The sequence below is a fragment of the Halorubrum sp. FL23 genome (assembly GCF_052439115.2).
GTDB lineage: Archaea > Halobacteriota > Halobacteria > Halobacteriales > Haloferacaceae > Halorubrum > Halorubrum persicum.
Map to the genome: position 1 here is coordinate 248,032 of NZ_JBQVRO020000004.1, position 16,808 is coordinate 264,839.

General features: G+C 71.4%; 18 protein-coding genes and 2 tRNA genes. 6 read left to right on the forward strand and 14 right to left on the reverse strand.

Features of this window, described 5'->3' with window-relative positions; all coding sequences use genetic code 11:
• The first annotated feature begins 1 nt into the window (after nucleotide 1).
• Nucleotides 2-1,177 carry an inorganic phosphate transporter gene (locus ACT4MF_RS07205; protein WP_099255875.1) on the forward strand — a complete coding sequence of 392 codons (1,176 nt, stop codon included), beginning with the start codon at nucleotides 2-4 and terminating at the stop codon, nucleotides 1,175-1,177.
• Between the two features lie 116 nt (nucleotides 1,178-1,293).
• Here the strand turns inward: ACT4MF_RS07205 and ygfZ are convergent, their stop codons facing one another.
• The 3 genes from ygfZ to ACT4MF_RS07220 all read right to left on the reverse strand — a co-directional run bounded on the left by ygfZ (nucleotide 1,294) and on the right by ACT4MF_RS07220 (nucleotide 3,437).
• Nucleotides 1,294-2,454, reverse strand: coding sequence for a CAF17-like 4Fe-4S cluster assembly/insertion protein YgfZ (ygfZ, locus tag ACT4MF_RS07210; RefSeq protein ID WP_444682057.1), 1,161 nt, complete (start codon nucleotides 2,452-2,454; stop codon nucleotides 1,294-1,296).
• Between the two features lie 90 nt (nucleotides 2,455-2,544).
• Complete coding sequence (locus ACT4MF_RS07215; RefSeq protein ID WP_099255877.1) at nucleotides 2,545-2,844, reverse strand: DUF6432 family protein; 300 nt, start codon at nucleotides 2,842-2,844, stop codon at nucleotides 2,545-2,547.
• Between the two features lie 71 nt (nucleotides 2,845-2,915).
• Nucleotides 2,916-3,437 carry an archaemetzincin family Zn-dependent metalloprotease gene (locus ACT4MF_RS07220; protein WP_099255878.1) on the reverse strand — a complete coding sequence of 174 codons (522 nt, stop codon included), beginning with the start codon at nucleotides 3,435-3,437 and terminating at the stop codon, nucleotides 2,916-2,918.
• Between the two features lie 39 nt (nucleotides 3,438-3,476).
• Here ACT4MF_RS07220 and ACT4MF_RS07225 point away from each other — a divergent pair, with 39 nt between their 5' ends.
• Nucleotides 3,477-4,025, forward strand: a complete 549-nt coding sequence (locus tag ACT4MF_RS07225) for a UPF0146 family protein (protein WP_444682056.1) — start codon at nucleotides 3,477-3,479, stop codon at nucleotides 4,023-4,025.
• Nucleotides 4,026-4,098: 73 nt separating this feature from the next.
• Complete coding sequence (locus tag ACT4MF_RS07230) at nucleotides 4,099-4,962, forward strand: TIGR01548 family HAD-type hydrolase (RefSeq protein ID WP_444682055.1); 864 nt, start codon at nucleotides 4,099-4,101, stop codon at nucleotides 4,960-4,962.
• A 5-nt stretch (nucleotides 4,963-4,967) separates the two neighbouring features.
• On the opposite strand, the gene ACT4MF_RS07235 is transcribed toward ACT4MF_RS07230, so the two are convergent.
• Both ACT4MF_RS07235 and ACT4MF_RS07240 read right to left on the reverse strand, forming a co-directional pair.
• Nucleotides 4,968-5,043 (reverse strand) — tRNA-Ile (locus ACT4MF_RS07235).
• Nucleotides 5,044-5,177: 134 nt separating this feature from the next.
• Nucleotides 5,178-5,250 (reverse strand) — tRNA-Asn (locus tag ACT4MF_RS07240).
• 173 nt (nucleotides 5,251-5,423) lie between these two features.
• Between ACT4MF_RS07240 and cca the strand changes: the two genes are divergently transcribed.
• Nucleotides 5,424-6,812 (forward strand): CCA tRNA nucleotidyltransferase, encoded by a 1,389-nt coding sequence (gene cca / locus ACT4MF_RS07245; protein WP_444682054.1) that lies wholly within the window; start codon nucleotides 5,424-5,426, stop codon nucleotides 6,810-6,812.
• Nucleotides 6,813-6,869: 57 nt separating this feature from the next.
• Here cca and ACT4MF_RS07250 read toward each other — a convergent pair whose 3' ends face one another.
• Nucleotides 6,870-7,238 (reverse strand): hypothetical protein, encoded by a 369-nt coding sequence (locus ACT4MF_RS07250; RefSeq protein ID WP_444682053.1) that lies wholly within the window; start codon nucleotides 7,236-7,238, stop codon nucleotides 6,870-6,872.
• A 102-nt stretch (nucleotides 7,239-7,340) separates the two neighbouring features.
• On the reverse strand, nucleotides 7,341-8,540 hold the full coding sequence (locus ACT4MF_RS07255; RefSeq protein ID WP_444682052.1) for an ATP-binding protein: 1,200 nt from the start codon (nucleotides 8,538-8,540) through the stop codon (nucleotides 7,341-7,343).
• Between the two features lie 155 nt (nucleotides 8,541-8,695).
• Between ACT4MF_RS07255 and ACT4MF_RS07260 the strand changes: the two genes are divergently transcribed.
• Nucleotides 8,696-9,172, forward strand: coding sequence for a DUF7382 domain-containing protein (locus ACT4MF_RS07260; RefSeq protein ID WP_099255883.1), 477 nt, complete (start codon nucleotides 8,696-8,698; stop codon nucleotides 9,170-9,172).
• On the opposite strand, the gene ACT4MF_RS07265 is transcribed toward ACT4MF_RS07260, so the two are convergent.
• The 7 genes from ACT4MF_RS07265 to ACT4MF_RS07295 form a co-directional block, all read right to left on the reverse strand.
• Nucleotides 9,173-9,967, reverse strand: coding sequence for a protein-L-isoaspartate O-methyltransferase family protein (locus tag ACT4MF_RS07265; RefSeq protein WP_444682051.1), 795 nt, complete (start codon nucleotides 9,965-9,967; stop codon nucleotides 9,173-9,175). It abuts the gene before it with no gap.
• Nucleotides 9,968-10,037: 70 nt separating this feature from the next.
• Nucleotides 10,038-10,670, reverse strand: coding sequence for a protein-L-isoaspartate(D-aspartate) O-methyltransferase (locus ACT4MF_RS07270; protein WP_099255885.1), 633 nt, complete (start codon nucleotides 10,668-10,670; stop codon nucleotides 10,038-10,040).
• 102 nt (nucleotides 10,671-10,772) lie between these two features.
• Nucleotides 10,773-11,198, reverse strand: coding sequence for an Hsp20/alpha crystallin family protein (locus ACT4MF_RS07275; protein ID WP_099255886.1), 426 nt, complete (start codon nucleotides 11,196-11,198; stop codon nucleotides 10,773-10,775).
• A 117-nt stretch (nucleotides 11,199-11,315) separates the two neighbouring features.
• Nucleotides 11,316-11,849, reverse strand: a complete 534-nt coding sequence (locus tag ACT4MF_RS07280) for an Hsp20/alpha crystallin family protein (protein ID WP_444682050.1) — start codon at nucleotides 11,847-11,849, stop codon at nucleotides 11,316-11,318.
• An 89-nt stretch (nucleotides 11,850-11,938) separates the two neighbouring features.
• Nucleotides 11,939-13,447 carry a stage II sporulation protein M gene (locus ACT4MF_RS07285; protein ID WP_444682049.1) on the reverse strand — a complete coding sequence of 503 codons (1,509 nt, stop codon included), beginning with the start codon at nucleotides 13,445-13,447 and terminating at the stop codon, nucleotides 11,939-11,941.
• Nucleotides 13,448-13,494: 47 nt separating this feature from the next.
• On the reverse strand, nucleotides 13,495-14,940 hold the full coding sequence (locus ACT4MF_RS07290; protein WP_444682048.1) for an MATE family efflux transporter: 1,446 nt from the start codon (nucleotides 14,938-14,940) through the stop codon (nucleotides 13,495-13,497).
• A 123-nt stretch (nucleotides 14,941-15,063) separates the two neighbouring features.
• The gene (locus ACT4MF_RS07295; RefSeq protein ID WP_444682047.1) at nucleotides 15,064-16,179 is read right to left on the reverse strand and encodes an ATP-binding protein; all 1,116 of its coding nucleotides are present in this window, start codon (nucleotides 16,177-16,179) and stop codon (nucleotides 15,064-15,066) included.
• Between the two features lie 95 nt (nucleotides 16,180-16,274).
• On the opposite strand from ACT4MF_RS07295, the gene ACT4MF_RS07300 reads away from it, so the two are divergent.
• Nucleotides 16,275-16,721 carry a gamma-glutamylcyclotransferase family protein gene (locus tag ACT4MF_RS07300; RefSeq protein WP_444682046.1) on the forward strand — a complete coding sequence of 149 codons (447 nt, stop codon included), beginning with the start codon at nucleotides 16,275-16,277 and terminating at the stop codon, nucleotides 16,719-16,721.
• Nucleotides 16,722-16,808: the final 87 nt, after the last annotated feature.

Genomic DNA, 16,808 nt, shown 5'->3' on the forward strand with positions numbered 1-16,808 from the left:
CATGGTCGTCGCAACCGTCGCCACCCTCGGCGTCGCCGCCGCCGCCAGCCTCTTCATGGCGTGGTCGATCGGCGCCGGCTCCTCCGGATCGACGCCGTTCGCTCCGGCCGTCGGCGCCAACGCCATCTCCGTGATGCGCGCGGGGCTTGTCGTCGGGGTGTTGGGGCTGCTGGGCGCGATCCTCCAGGGCGCGAACGTGACTGAGGCGGTGGGAACCGAACTGATCGGCGGCGTCACCCTCACCGCCGGCGCCGCCATCGTCGCGCTGCTCACCGCGGCCGCGCTCGTCGCGATCGGCGTGTTCGCCGGCTACCCGATCGCGACCGCCTTCACCGTCACCGGCGCGGTCGTCGGCGTCGGCCTCGCGATGGGCGGGGATCCGGCGTGGCCGAAGTACACCGAGATCCTCACGCTGTGGGTGCTCACTCCGTTCGCCGGCGGCGGCGTCGCCTACGTCGTCGCGCGGGGGCTCATCGGCGACGCGCTCCCCGAGCGGCCGCTCACCGCCGCGCTCGCCGGACTCGTCGGCGCGCTTGTCGCGAACGTCGGGTTCGCGCTGCTCGGTCCGCCGGGCGAGCAGGCGTCGTTATCGGCGGCGATCGGCACCGAAATCGGCGTCGGCGCGTTCGGGGACGCGCTCGTCACGGCCGCGGTCGCGGCGGTCGTCGCGGCCGCGGTGTACGCCGATCTCGGTCGGGACCGCGAGGGCGCCCAGCGCCGGTTCCTCCTCGCGATGGGCGGCCTCGTCGCGTTCTCGGCCGGGGGGTCGCAGGTCGGCCTCGCCATCGGGCCGCTCGTGCCGATATTCAGCGAGGTCGGGGTCCCGTTGTGGGCCCTGCTCGTCGGCGGCGGCGCGGGGCTGCTGGTCGGGTCGTGGACCGGCGCGCCGCGGATGATCAAAGCGATCTCGCAGGATTACGCCTCGATGGGACCGCGGCGGTCGATCTCGGCGCTCATCCCGTCGTTCGCGATCGCGCAGACCGCCGTCGCGTTCGGGATCCCCGTCTCGTTCAACGAGATCATCGTCTCCGCCATCGTCGGCGCCGGCTACGCCGCGGGCGACGCCGGCGTGAGTCGGTCGAAGATGGGGTACACCGTGTTCGCGTGGATCGCGTCGCTCGTCGGCTCGCTGACGCTCGGGTTTAGCGTCTACACCGCGGTGCAGTTCGTGATCTGACGGCGATCCGATCGGCGAACCGCGGTGGTCCGGCTATCATCCGGCTATCGTCCGGCGTTACCGGCGGCTCGGCGGCGGATGACTTCGAAACCCGAAGGGCACCGCGCCGGCGTCGGCTACTCGTCGTCCGGGTACGTCGGCAGCCGCGCGGAGCGGGCGCTCCCGTCGACGGACGCGAACGGGAGGTCGGTCCGCGTCGCCGACACCTCCGCGCCGTCGACGCGCACGGTGGGGGCGGCGAGATCGGCGTCGAACCGGACGAGCGCCAGCGCGATCGGATCGCCGGCGGCGGGGCCGACCGCCGCGCGGGTCACCTCGCCGACCGCCTCGTCGCCCGCGAAGACGGCGGCGCCGGGGGAGGGCAGGAGCGCGTCGTACTCCTCCGGGTCGGTGTCGCCGTCGATCTCGGCGGTCGCGTCGGCGAGGCCGTCGAGGGCGAGCCCGACGAGTCGGCGGCTCGGGCGCCCCTGGTTCTCGACGCGGGAGACGACCTCCTGTCCGACGTAACACCCCTTCTCGAAGTCCAGCGCGTTGCGGAGCCCGAGGACGTTCGGGACCGTCCCGTCCAGTTCGTACTCGAAGAGCGGCGTGCCGGCTTCGAGCGAGAGCGCGTCCCACGTCCGGTACCCGAACGGCGCCGCGTTGAGCCCGCGGTTGATCAGGGTGTCGAGCACCTCTTCGGCGTCCGCGGCGGCGCAGACGACCTCGTACCCCTCCTCGCCCAGGGGGGCGTCGCTCGCGATGACGGTGACGCCCGCGTCGACCATCGATCCGCGGACGAACGAGAGCGGCTTCTCGGGGGCGCCCGGCCCGCCGAGCACCGAGGCGATCTTCTCCGTCGACTTGGGCCCGTGAACCCCGAAGACGGCGAGCTCGTCGGAGATGTCGTCGATCGCCACGTCCTGGATGAACACCTTGTCGGCCCAATCTTCGGCGACCGCCTCGGTCCGCTCCGGCGGGAGGAAGACGAGCAGGCGCTCGTCGGCGTTGTACACGTACATGTCCGTCTCGATCCCCCCCTGCGGATCGAGCAGGAGCGCGTACACGCCCTGCCCGTCCTCGTCCGGGACCCGGTTGGAGACGGCGTTGTCGACGAACTCGACGCGGTCGTCGCCCGTGACGGCGAGGACGCCGTACCCCATCTCGATCGCGCCGACGACGTTGCGGACCGCCTTGCCGACGCGCTCTGGTTTCCCGTAGTGATCGACCACTTGCCGGCCGCCGCGGTCGCGGTACACCGCGCCGTGGGCACCGTGGGTGTCGGAGACGAGAGTCATACCGGTAGAGAGTCGGGGGAGCGGCAAAAGGTCGCTGGCTTCGGCAGGCCCGAGCGAGGCCGCGTCCCCGCTCGCGCACGCGCCGTGTCGCTACAGTCCGAGCCGGTCGCGGACGGCGTCGATGAGGGTGTCCGAGCTATCCTCGATCTGATCGTCGGGATCGGGGATGACGCGGTCGTGCGCGTAGACACGCACCCGTTGCTCGCTCTCGACGGTGATGAGCGAGTCCGCTTTCAGCGTCGACAGCGCCTCCTCGACGGCGTCGATGTCAGCGTCGACGGCCGCGCGAAGCTCCAGCACCGTCATCCCCTCGTCGCCGCGGTCGACAAGCGCGTCCAACAGCGCGACCTCGACGTCCGGCCGGTCGCGGTACTCCGGCTTTGCGGCCATACGCGGTAGTTGGACAGGATGCGGTTTACGTCTACCGGCGGGAACCGAGTCGCTCCCGAGCGACGGCGCCCTTATCGAACGAGCCGCGAACAGGAGCCGCAGAGGTTCTCCTCTTTCACGTCGACCTCGCGGACGGTCGGGGAAAAGGACATGACGCACTTGCTGTTGTCGCAGTGCTCCAAACCGAGGGTGTGACCGATTTCGTGGACGACTTCCTTGCGGACGCGGTCGGCAAACACGTCGACTGCGGGCTTGGTGGAGACGCCCCCGTCGGAGGACGTTCGGAGCCGGTGAGTGGAGATCACGGAGCCGTTTCCGTTGAGGTACGCGAGTCCGAACACGTAGTTCCGACGGCGGTAGTAGAGGTCGCGCGGGGTGATTCCGATGTTCTTCTCGCCGCCGCCGACGCGACCGACGGTCTCGATCAGGTCCTCGGCGCGGTACTGATCGCGGCCCTCGTCGTAAGCCGCCCCGGGAATCGGCTGGTCGTCGTGGACCGTCACGTCGCAGTCGTACACGGAGCGGAGCGCGGCGGAGGCCTCGCGTTTCACGCGGGGCGTGACCTCCCCGACTGGGACGATGTCCACGAGCATGGAATCGCTTATGACCGCCGCAATCATAAAGCCCGCGCCGTGGTCTCACTCTCTCGCCGGGCGCTGGTCGACGAACTCGCCGAACACGACACCCTCGTCGAGGTCGGCGTCGGCGACCGACCCGAAGTCGCGAGAGCGCTCGCAGAGCGGGGCTGTCGCGTCGTTGCCGTCGACATCGAACCGGGGGATCGAACCCGGTCGGCCGCGAGAGAAACCGACAGCGGATCGGTCGCGGGGTCGCTTCGGATCCGCCGGGGGAACGTGCTCGCGCTCGCGGACGGGGAGCCGGAACGCGACGCCGAGCCGCTGGTTGACGAGAGCGGCCGCATCACGGGTGAGGCGGCCGATCGTGTCGCGACCGGTGCGGACGGCCGCGCGGCGGTCGACGCGGTGTACGCGTGTAACCTGCCGGCCGAGATCCAACGGCCGACCGTCGCGCTCGCCGACCGTCTCGACGCCGGCTGCGTGTTCACCACCCTCGGGTTCGAGGAGCCGGTCGTGCCGGTCCGACGGCGCACGATCGAGGGGACCGTGCTGTACGTCGCACGCGACGGCGACCGCGAGGGGCGATCGGCCGACCCCGTGTGAGGCGGGAGTCCGAGAGGCGCCCGATTCGACGAGAACCCGGAACGTTCTTTCCCGCTCCTGCCAGCCTACGGGTATGCAGGTCGACGCAGTCGTCCTCGACATCGACGGGGTGTTGGTCGACGTGGCGGACTCCTACCGGCGGGCGATCATCGAGACCGTCGAGCGGGTGTGTGAGAAGACGATCGATCGCGACGGCGTCCAGGCGTTCAAGGACGCCGGCGGGTTCAACAACGACTGGGAGCTGACGAACGCGGCCGCCCTCTACGTGTTGGCCCGCCGCGAGGGGCTCGGGATGGACGTCGAGACGTTCACCGACCGGGTGGCCGAGGGGGGCGGCGGGCTCGGCGCCGCGAAGGCGGTCGTCGGCGACCTCCCCCGGGTCGCACAGGCGCGGGTCCGCGACCAGTGGGACACCGACCTCCTCCGCGAGACCTTTCAGGCGCTGTATCTGGGCGAAGAGCTGTACCGCGAACTGGAAGGCGGCGAGCCGCCGCTGTCGGCGCCGGGGTATATCCACGACGAGCCGACGCTGATCGACGCGGAGACGATCGCCGCCCTCACCGACCGGTTCGACGTGGGCGTGCTGACGGGACGGCCCGCAGCCGAGGCGGAGATCGCCTTAGAACGCGTCGGCCTCGACGTGCCCGACGACCACCGGTTCACGATGGACGACTGGGAAGAGGGGAAGCCGCACCCGCGGGCGCTCGTGGAGCTCGCGGAACGGTTCGACGCCGACCGCGTCGCCTTCGCCGGCGACACCCTCGACGACGTGCGGACCGCGCGCAACGCCGACGACGAGGACCCGAGCCGCGTCTACTACGGGATCGGCGTCCTCACCGGCGGCCTGACCGGCGACGAGGGACGCCGGAAGTACACCGAGGTCGGCGCCGACGCCGTCATCGAAGACGTGAACGGGCTCGTCGAGCTGTTGGAGTAAAAAGATGGGCCTTGCCGGATTTGAACCGGCGATCACTCCGTTATGAGCGGAGGGCTTTGAGCCAGACTAAGCTAAAGGCCCGTGGTGCGGGCTAAACGGGACGAGCCCTTTAGCGTACCGAATCGGTGTGATCGCCGGACGGGACCGGGAGTGAACTTGTCGATAGAAAGCCGGAGTCGTCACCAAACGGTATGCGGAGTAGGAACGGAAAGAGGCGCCGAAGCCAGGACTCGAACCTGGGACCGCCTCGTTAACAGCGAGGCGCTCTACCAACTGAGCTACTTCGGCTCGATTCAGCGTACTCGATTCGTTTTGATAGGGCTTTCGTTTCCGCCCGACCCGAGTGCGATCGGTTGGCGCACCCAGATCGCTCCCAGCCGCCGTCTCCCGATCGACTCGCAGAGCACGCCACTCGCCCGGTGACCGACACGTTTTCGGCCGGACCGCGAGAAGCGAGTTTCATGGACGATCTCGAGGCGGTGCTGTCGCGGGTGCGCGACCGAGTGGTGCCCGAGCCCGCTGAGCGCGACCACCTGCGGACGGTCGCCGCCGAACTCGCCGAGCGGACGCGAGCAGCGATCGCGGACCTCCCGGTCGACGCCGACGTGGTGCAGGTGGGGTCGACCGCCCGCGGTACGTGGGTCTCCGGCGACCGCGACATCGACCTCTTCGTGCGGTTCGACGCCGACCTCGACCGCGAACAGCTGGAGGAGTACGGGCTCGCCGTCGGCCACGCCGTCCTCCCGGACGGCCACGAGGAGTACGCCGAACACCCCTACGTGAAGGGGACCCACGAGGGGTTCGACGTGGACTTGGTCCCCTGTCACGACGTCGAGACCGCCGGGGACCTCGTCTCCGCCGTCGACCGCACCCCGTTCCACGACGCGTACCTCTCCGCGCGGCTGGACGACGATCTCGCGGACGACGTCGTGCTCGCGAAGGCGTTCCTGAAAGGGATCGGGGCGTACGGGAGCGACCTCCGCACCGAGGGGTTCTCGGGGTACCTGACCGAGCTGCTCGTCCTGGAACTCGGGGGGTTCGTCCCCCTCGTGGAGTCCGCCCGGAGCTGGCACCCGCCGGTGGAGTTCGACCCCGAGGGGCACGCCGAGCGGACCTTCGACGACCCGCTCGTCGTGGTCGACCCGACCGATCCGACGCGGAACGTCGCGGCCGTCCTCTCGGCGGCGAACCTCGCGCGGTTCCAACACTACGCCCGCGAGCTGCTCGCGGCGCCGAGCGAGGACCCGTTCGAGCCGGCTGACCCCGCCCCGCTCGACGCCGGTGACGTCCGGAGCCATCTCGATCGACGGAACACGACGCCGGCCGCCGTCGTGTTCGACGCTCCCGACGTGGTCGACGACCAGCTGTGGCCGCAGCTCCGGCGGTCGCTCGACGGGATCGTCCGGGGGCTGAACGAGCGCGGGTTCGACGTGCTCCGCGCGCGTGCGATGACCGACGCGGAGGGCCCCGATCGCGAGGGGGGCGGCGCCAAGCGCGCGGCGCTGTACGCCGAACTGGAGGTCGCAGAGCGGCCGGCGGTGGCGCGCCACGAGGGACCGCCGGTCGCGGTGCGGAAACACGCCGCGAGCTTCTACGAGTCGTACGCCGACGACGTGGATCCGGAGACGTACGGCCCGTTCATCGACGGCGATCGCTACGTCGTCGAACGAGAGCGGGAGTTCACGACGGTCCGCGAGTACCTCGAGAGCGACGCGGCCGGCGACGTGGCGCTCGGCGCGCAGGTGGAGCGGGAGTTCGCCGAGCGCGACGTGCTGGTCGGCGACGCGGTCGCGACCCTCGCGCCGGCGTTCGGGGTGCCACTCAGGGAGTTCTACGAGCCGCACCCGTGAGCGCGTGGCGGGAGCCCGAGAGCCGAGAGTGAGGAACGACTTGACGAGAGAGGGGGGCTACCGAGAGAGTCGGTCCGAGACGAGGTAGACGAGCGCGACGAGCGCGACCAAGACGGCGCCGATCGCCGACATGAACGCCGCGACCTGCGGAAAGACCAGCCAGAAGGCGACGTAAAACGAGAACGCGAACGCGAGCAGGCCGGCGATCATGACCCCGCGGGTCGGGTTTTGGACGGCCGCAACGAACGCGCGCTGGGGGAGCGAGAGGGTCCCGAAGTCGATCGGCGCGTCCGCCGAGTCGGGAGAATCCGCCGCGTCGGCGGTAGCTGCGGCGTCGGCGGTGCCGGGAGCATCGGGCTGGGCGTCCGCGGGCGGAGCGTCTGCCGTGGACCCGTCTGGGGAGCTTCCGTCCTCGTCGTCGGTCACGAGACCCAGTAGGGCACGGAGGCGCCTGTACCTGTCGTTCCCCGAGGTCCGATCAGGCGGAGTCCCGGCGGCGTCCGTTCCGCGTCGGCGCGCCTCCGGCGGTTATCTCGGACCCCCCGAATCCGCAGCGCATTCCGGAGATCCGTCTCCGGGGGACTCCCCCGCGACCGCGGCGGTCCGGCTCGCGCGGGGGCTCCCGCCGCCGTGCGGGGTCCGGCGCTCACGGACGCGAACGGTGTGTGCCGTTTCCGTCGCGTCGTCGACGACGAGCGCCTCGCCGGTGTCGGTCGGAAGCCGCGAGGCGAGGTCGCCGGCGAGGTAGGTCGCCTCGGCCTCGGCGAGCCGATCGAGGTCGCGTTCGGCGGTGAGACGATGGGCGACGATCAGGTCCGACTGGGAGACTGCGACGCTCGGCACCGCGCCGGGACGCTGCGTCGCACAGACCAGCGAGACGCCGGGCGCGCGACCGCGGGTCAACAGCGTCCGGAGTGCCGGGTCGGCGACGCCGCCGAAGAAGGCGTGCGCCTCGTCGATCAGGAGCCACGGGAGGCGGTCGAGGTCGCCGTCGATCCGGGCGTCGTAGAGTCCCCGAGCGACCGCCCGGACGACCGCGGCCGCGGCCGCCTCGGGGACGCCGGCGAGGTCGATCACGGTCGGGTCCCCGCCGGCGAGACGGGTGACCGGCGGCGCGGTCGCGTCGAACACGCCCCACGACTCCGCGAGTCGGAGGTGGTTCGTCGCCGCGCGCCGGTCCGCCGCGGGCGCGTCCGCGTCGTCGACACGGTCGCGGAGCGTCGCAAGCGAGGGGGAGGGGTCCGCCTCCTCCCGGTCGTCTCCGGCGTCGGTGGCGGCGTCGAAGGCATCGGCGACGACTCGCCACGCCAGGCTTCCCGGGCCGCTCGCCGGGTCGAGGCCGAGCAGGTCCGGCCACGCCTCCGGCGGGATCGCCGTCGGTCGGATCCGCGGTTCGACGACCCGTCCGCCTGCGGCCCGGAGCCCACCGAAGACGCCCATCGGATCAACCACGATCGGCGCGACGCCGCGCGAGGCCGCGAGCCCCTCCGCGAGGACGCCGAGCGTGTACGACTTGCCGGTGCCCCGCTTGCCGAAGACGACGCCGGCGTGTGGCGTATCCGCGTCCACGCCGACACCGGCTCCCGCGCTCCCGTCGCGCGCGAGGAACGATCCGAGCCGAATGGTCGGGAGACGGCCGCCGGCGGTTTCGCCGTCCGCTCCGGCGGGAGAACTCTCGTCGGGGCCGGCTCCACCGTCCGAACCGGCTTCGCGTCCGAGCACGTGCATAGCCGCGGTGCGCCCGGTATCGCACAAAAGGCCCGGGGAGAACGCGGTCGGTAACAGCCCGCCGGAGTGACGGTCGCGGGCGAGAGACGGTTCCCCCGACCTGCTCGGTCGACCCCGTCCAACTATTTATCAGTGATACCGCGGCCACCGGCGGTATGCCGCACTCGAAACGGGACGGACGCACCGCGAACAACCGATCGTTCCGCGCAGACCGACGGGCGATCGAGGGGTTGCCGGTCAGGCTGGTCATCGCGCTCGTCGTCGGCGTCGCGAGCCTCAGCGTGATGATGGGGATGATCGGCGATATCGAAGGGCTGTCGGCGACGGAGCTCGACGCGCAGCCGCAGCCGGAGGTGACGACGCCGGGCGACCAGTCGCTCGACGTCGCCGTCCTCGATCCGGACGGCTCCCGCGTCGCGGACGCGACGGTAATCGTCCGAAGCGGATCGGCACAGATAGACGGCGTCGCCACCGGAACGACGAACGAGGACGGGATGGCGACGGTCGATGTCGACCCGGAACTGGGGCCGAATCAGCCGGACGGCACCCTCACCGTCGAAGTGAAACCACCCGCGGAAGGCGACTACGTCGACGAGCGCGGGAACACGGAGGTGCTGGTGGTCGCGGAATGATCAGAGGCGGTCGTCCCAGTCGATCCAGTCCTGCTCCCAGCCGTGCCGCGCGAAGTGACCCTGCTCGGCGCGCTCGGCGTCCTCGCGGCGGGTGCGGTTCCGCTCGACGCCGCGCTGCTCGCCGTCGACGAGCATCGGCTGGAGGCGGGCCGGACCGGCCGTTTCGACCGTCCGGAACCCCGTCGGGGCGGTATCGTCGTCGATCGCGTCGTCGGTCGCGTCTCCCGCCGAGTCCGGCTCGATCGCGGCGATCGTTTGCACCGCCGTCCCGCGGGGGTAGACGATCCGGCCATCGTCGGCGAGCTGCTCGCGGAGCGCGCGCGGCGGCTCGACGACTCCGGCCTCGAGGAGGATCCGGTCGTACGGGGCGTATTCGGGGAGCCCGTTCGCCCCGTCCCGCCGGTCGACGAGGACGGCGTCGTATCCGGCCGTCGAGAGGTTCGACCGGGCGAGCGCGACCGCCTCGCGGTCGATGTCGACGGCGTGGACGTGCCTCGCGCCAGCGATTTCAGCGAGCAGCGCGACGGAGTAGCCGACGCCCGCGCCCACGACGAGCACCTCGTCGCCCTCGTCGGCGTCGAGCGCGGCTAACAGCCGCACGACCGTCGCGGGCGCGAGCGACCGGTCCCCGTTGCCGCCGCCCCGGCCGGTCTCGCCCCCGGCCGTCGAAGCGTCGTCGACGAACGGGTCACGTGAGACGCGTTGGAGCGCCGCTAACACGGGCTCGTCCAGCGTCTCGCCGATCTGGTGTTCGAGCCCCTCGATCATGTCGGCTCGAAGCGACGCCTCGTCCATAGCGTGGCTCGGTGCTCGGCCCTCTAAAAGCGCTCGCTCGGTGTCGTGCCGCGTGTCACCGAGTCGCCCGTCACCGCATCGGAACGAACCGGACACCGCCGTGGTCCTCGCGGTCGACGCCCTCCGCTCCGATCGTCAGTCTGACGAGCCGCTGCGCGCCGGCGCGACCGACCGGCGCGACGACCCGGCCGCCCGACCGCACGCGCTCGACGATCTGGTCGGGGACTGCATCGGTCGGCGCGCAGGTCAGATACGCGGCGTCGAAAGGCGCTTCGTCGCGGAACGCTGTTCGCCCGTCGCCGGCCTGGACGGTCACGTCGTAGCCGAGCCGCCGGAGCCGTTCGCGGGCCGATTCGGCCAGCTCCGGGACGTACTCGACGCTGTACACGTTCCCCGGGCCGACGATCTCGGCGACGACGGCGGCGTGGTAGCCGCAGCCCGTACCGACCTCCAACACCCGGTCGCCCGGTCCGACATCGAGCAGGTCGGTCATGAGCGCCACCATATGCGGCGCGCTGATCGTCTGATCGTGGCCGATCGGGAGCGGCCGGTCGGCGTAGGCGCGCGATCGGTGACCCTCCGGGACGAACGCGTGTCGCGGTACCGATCCGATCGCCGCGAGCGTCCGCTCGTCGACATCGAGCCGGCGACGGAGGCTGGCGACGAGGTCGCGACGGGCCGCTTCGTGGTCGGCGTCGTCCATGGGCCATCGTAGCACGCGAGGTGTGGAGAAAGTGTTGGCGTGAGAAGGGGGGCGGGGACGAGAACGGAGATGAGAACGAAGATGAGAACGAACGCGGGGAGCCTACGCCACGTCGATCCGGTGGCCCTCGTCTGCCACGTCGGCTGTCTTCGGGAGCGTGACGGTGAGCACGCCGTGGCGGTACGTCGCGCTCGCGTCCTCGTCGACGACGGGTCCGGGGAGGTCGACGGATCGGGTGGTCGACTCGTGGCGCCGCTCGCGTCGGAGGTAGCGACGGTCCGCCTCGTGGTCTCCGTCCTCGCGCTCCGTGTCGCGCTCGGCGGTGATCGTGAGCCGTCCCTCCGTCGCCCGCACGTCGATGTCCTCGCGGTCGTACCCCGGGAGGTCGGCCATGACGACGAACTCGTCGTCGTACTCGGCCACGTCGATGTCCGTCGTTCGGAGGTCACGCCCCCACGCGCGGTCGCCGCCGAAGGAGGCGCGGCCGAGGAACTGCTCGATCTCGTCGAAGGGGTTTGTTCTGTTCATGGTCACCTATAGAGACGCGTTCAGTGGTATTAAAGACGACAGGATAGCTGATAGCTCGTGTCAGCCGGCTCGGAAGACGCGAAGCGACGGCGACGAGAGAGCCCGAACCCTGACCGGTCAGTTCACGTCGATGCTGTGGCCGGCGGAGTCCGACGACGCCCGTTTGAGGAGGATGACGGTGAGCACGCCGTCGTCGTACGAGGCGGTCGTGCCGTCGCGTTCGACCGGTTCGGGGATCGGAACCCGGCGCGACACCGAGCGGCGGCGGCGTTCGTGGCGGTGGTAGCGAACCGCCGCGTCGCCTCCGGCCTCAGAGCCGACGCCCGCGTCGTCAACGCTGTCTTCGTCTCCGGCCGCGTCGGCTTCGCCGACCGTCGCCTCCGCGTCCCGGGTCTCCTCGCGGGTGGCCGCGATCGAGAGCGCGTCGTCGTGAAGCTCCACCTCGATCTCGTCGGCGCCGTAGCCGGGGAGATCGGCGAGCACGGTGATCGACTCGTCGTCCTCGATCACGTCGACGGCGACGTCGCGGGCCCCGGGGAATCCGGGCACCTCGGGCCCCGGCGCGTCGAGCGTGCCGCCCAGCTCCTCGAACTCCTGTCCCATCCGTTCGAGCAGGTCCTCTATCTCGGTGAAGGGATCGCGTCGCGTCATACAGGACAGGATTCGACGCGGAGCGACTTGAACGTACGGGCGGGTCGCCGAGCAGAGGGGAGCGACGGCGACGCGGCGAGGAGGCGACCTCAGAGGAACGGCCGCCAGTAGTACGGGCTCACGAACCCCTCGATGAACGCGGCGACCGCGATCAGCGCGCCGACTCCCACCAGCACCCAGAACGCGCGTTCGAGCACGTCGGCGAACGCCTCGTGAGACAGGCGACCGCGGAACGTCCGCCACGAGACGATTCCGAGGTGGATGCCGAGGGCTCCGGAGATGAAGAGCGCGGGGATTTCGAGAACCCCGTGGGGGACCACGAACGCCACCAGCGCGGCGAGGTTCTCCTCCAACGCCGCGACCGCGCCGAGCGCCAGCCCGTTGAACGCGATCGACGAGATCGCCGGGATCACGAGGGCGACACCTCCGAGGGAGGTCGCGATCGCCACCGACCAGTTGTTCCCGAAGAAGTTGAGGGCGGCCGCCGGCGGGAGATGGCCGACCAGCCGCGAGTCGATAGACGTGGTGACCGCGCCGACGAAGGGGTCGGCCGCGAGCCACCCGACCGCACCAAATCCGACGCCGACGAGGACCGCGACCGCGTGTAACCCCGGCGTTCGCCGGACGAACCCGGTCATCTCACGCCAGCCGCGGCGGACGCCGTCGAGGAATTGGTCGCGGAGGCGAGCGTCGACCGGGTCGACGGGCGCGACCGCACCGCGGTGGTCGCCGTACAGGACGGTCTTGAGCAGGTCGAGCGCGGGGGCGGCGACGACCGCGCTGGCGAGCGCGACGACGGCCCCGCCGCCGAAGAACGCGAGCGCGGACGCGGCCGAGGAGATCGCGACGAGCACGCCGACGGCGACGACGAGGTACGCGAGGGCGTCGACGGGGTTCGATCGGATGAACCCGGCGGCCCCCTCGACGGCGCCGATCACCCCCGTCTCGTCGACGACGACCGCGGCCGGTGCGAACGCGAACACCGCGCGAACGAGGAGCAGGGCGACCAGTCCGACGAGCAGCGCGACGAGCGCGACGAGCGCGCCGAGGAAGGGGTTGACGAGGGACGCCCCGCCGACGGCGACCCCGGCGAGCAGCAACACGCCGGCCCACAGCAGAATCTCGGCGACGTAGAGGCCGAGGAACGTGAGCCAGCGTCCTCGCACGCCGGCGATTCCGGCGGTGAGTCCGCGACCGCCGCGGACGCGGCCCGCGACCGCCGACATCTGTCCGGCCGAGACGGCGGCGTACGTCAGGATCGCCAACAGGAGCGTCGCGGCCGTGCCGACGGTGAGGAGGAGGATCGCGGTCGGCGACGCGAGGGGTTCGAGCGCCGGGGCGACGCTCTCGGCCCACGCCTGGACCGCCTCGGGGTCCTGCGTGTCGGGCGGCGTCAGGTCCAGGTCGGCGAGCGCTCGGCGCGCGTCGGCGAGCCGACCGGTCAGCTCGTAGTGGAGGTACGTTCCGGCGACCGCAACGAAGAGGCCAACGCGAGCGACGACGGGGACCGCCGTGCCGAGGAGGTAAAACGGGAGCAGGTCGGCGGGACGCCGTCGGAGGGTCGACGCGGTAGCGGAGACCGCGGAGGACAGGTCCATGCGAACCGGTTCGGCCGTCTGATACTTAAAAACCCGAGCGGTGGGGGTCACTCGGAGGTGCGATCGGCCGGCTCGGTCCGCTCCGACCCGTCCGCCGGCGACGCGTCGACGACCTCGTCGCTCCCGCGCTCCGCCATCATCTCCGCGGCGCGGCCGGCCCACCCCGAGTAGCGGAAGCCGACGATGACGACGAGCGCCATCCACGCGTACGCGAGGAACACGCCGACGTACGCCCCCCGTGGACCGAGTCCGGCCGTCCGCCCGAGCAGCCACGACGCGCCGAGAAAGAGGCCGAACATCCCGGAGACGCGAGCGACGAGCGGGACCCTGGTCTCGCTCGCGCCCTGCAGCGCGCCGGAGAGCGCGGAGAAGCAGACCAAGACCGCCCCGGCGACGCCGTAGACGCGAGCGAAGTCGACCGCGTACGCGATCGTCGGGCCGTCGTCGGTAAAGAGGGGGACGAGCCGGGGCGCGAGCGCGACCAGACCGAGGCCGATCGAGCCGACCGTGAGGACGCCCAGTCCGGCGACCGCCCACCCGTTGAACCGGGCTTCGTCGGGGTCGCCGGCGCCGAGCGACTGCCCGACGAGCACCGAGGCGGCGACGTTGTACCCCCGCGAGAGCGGGCCGGTCACCTGTTGGTACACCCGCCGCCCGATCTGGAACCCGGCGTTGACCGACTCGCCGAAGCCCAAGAGGAGCGCGTTGAACGGGAACTCGGCGAGCTCCGAGCCGAACCCCTCGAGCACGCGGGGGGCGCTCACTCGGAGGAGCTGGCTCGCGATCGTGAGGTCGCGGGGGCGCGCGAACGACGCTTCGGTCCACGGGCCCCAGATGGCGAAACAGAGGAGCCCGGCCGTGAGCACGTTGGCGCCGGCGGTCGCGAGGCCGACGCCGACGACCTCCAGCCGCGGGAGACCGAACAGGCCGAGCCCGAGGACGACCGACCCCGCGATGTTGACGGAGTTGGCGGCGACGTTGACGTACATCGGCGTGCGGGTGTCGCCGGTCCCCTGGAGCGCGCGGGCGGCGACCAGGGCGACGTGGCGCGCCGGGGCGGTCGCGAAGACGATCGCGAGGTACGTCGACCCGAGCGCGACGACGTCCGGGGAGGTTCGGTCGCCGACGAGCCGCCCGAACACGTCGATCGCGTACTCGCCGAAGAAGAGTCCGAAGAACACGAAGGGGATCCCAGCGAGCGCGCCGACGAGGATCGCTTGCGTCACCGCCTCGTCGCGCGTGTCGGTCGCGCCCGCGCCGGTGTCCTGCGAGGAGAGCGCGATCGCCCCGCCGCCGAGGCCGAGCCCGATCCGGAGGGGAAACCGAGCGTAGAGGTCGGCGAGCCCGATCGCGACCACGGCCGCCGGCGAGAACAGCGCGGTGACGAGGATGTCGGTCGTCCGCATCGCGGTGCGGAACGTCTGCTCGGCCATGACCGGCCACGCGAGCGCGAACACGCGCGTCCAGACGCGCCGCAGCCGCGAGAGGTCCATGTGTCACCGCGGAGGGCCGGACAGGCTTTCACCGTATCGGAGGCGGAGAGCGCCGCCGGACGCGACCCGTCAAGCGCCGGACACCGTCCCCCTCCGGCTTCGTTCACCCCTTCGTCGCGGCCCCTACCGCGAGCCCGCACGTGGGAGCGTCACCGTGATCCGCGCACCGCCGTCGTCGGACTCGCCGATCGAGAGGTCCCCGTCGTAGCTGTCGATCAGGGTCGAAACGATCCGGAGGCCGCCCAACGCATCGTCCTCGGCCGCTCCCTCGCCGAGCAGCGAGTCGCGGTGTTCCGGGGGGATCCCCGGACCGTCGTCGGCGACCGTCAGCGAGACGTTGTCATCGCCGACGCGGACGACGACCCGGACGGTGACATCGGGGCGGCCGTGTTCGATCGCGTTCTCGACGAGGTTGTCGACCACCGAACGCAACCCCTCGTTCGCCCGGACCGGCGCCGTGTCGGCGATGTCCGCGTCGATCGTCACTCCGCGACGGTCGGCGACCCCGGCCAGCACGTCTCGCGTCGTCTCGGCGAGGTCGACGTGTCGGAGCGGTGCCCGTCCGAGGAGGGCGTCAGCGACGGCGCCCGTCGCCTCGATCCGGTCGAGGCCCTCGTCCGCCTTCCGCGCGATGACGGCCGACGTGGACGAGGGGGCGTCGAGAGCTGAGTCTGGCGGGGAGTCGGAGCCGAGCCCGCCCGGCGGCTCGTCGGCGCTGGGGGCCGCTCCCCCGTCCATCAGGTCGGCGTACCCGCGGATCGCGGAGAGGTCGTTCCGGAGGTCGTGACGGAGGAGACGGTTCACGAAGGAGACGGCCCGCGTCGCGTCCCGCGCGCGCTGGGCCTCGGCCGCGCTCCGGACCGCGTAGTAACCCGCAACCGTGCCGGCTAGCGCCCCGGCGCCCGCGGCGACCAGAAGCGGGAATGCGGGCTCGACGAGCCGGCGCCCCTCGAACGCGCGAACGAGGAGTGTCGCGCCGATCGCGCCGACCGCCGTGAGCCCTCCGGCCACCGTCCACCGGGCGATACGGCGCTCCTCGTCCGAGGAAAACCCCATCGCAGCGATCCGGTAGCCGGCGTAAACGACGGCGGCCGCGATCCCGCCGTCGAGCGCAAGCGCGAGCAGCGGCCCGGTAGCGCCCGTGACGGATCCGATCTCGAAGCCGTGATGGGCCGTCGAGGCCAGCAGCAAGAGCGCCCCAATTCCCGCGACAACGCGGTGACCGCGGGGTCGATACATGCCGTCACTCACCGATGGGATGGGGAAAAATCGTTTGGATTGGAGGCGGAGAGCGCCGCCCGAACGTTGAAGCGTGCGAACGACGCACACAGCCTATGGACGTCTTCGTGTACGGGACCCTGACCGAACCGGAGCGCGTCGCCGGGGTGCTCGACTCGTACGTGTACGTCGGCCCCGCGACGCTGTTCGGACTCCACCTCGTCGAGGGGCAGTACCCGACGCTCGCGCCGGGGGGAGAGACCGCGGGACGGCTCCTCCGCACCGAGGAGCTGGACGCGCTCGACGCGTACGAGCGCGTCGGGGAGGGGTTGTACCGCCGGGTGGCGATCCCGCTCGAAGCGCCCGACGGACATCCGGACGAGGCGGCGGTGTACGTCGGCGACCCCGACAGGCTCGACGCGGACGCGACGTGGCCGGACGCCGGAGACGGCGGCGACCGCGACGGTGCCGGAGGAGACCGCGGCAGCGACGAGTACGGGTTCGCCGATCGGGTCGACAGCTACCTCGAACGGGAAGCCGTCCGGGTGCGCCTGACCCCCTGAGATCGCGTCTGACGGAGAGATGACGGCGCCGCAGTCGTGCGCTTTCACTTTCACTCCGCTAGCCCCACCTTTTTGTATTCGGCACGT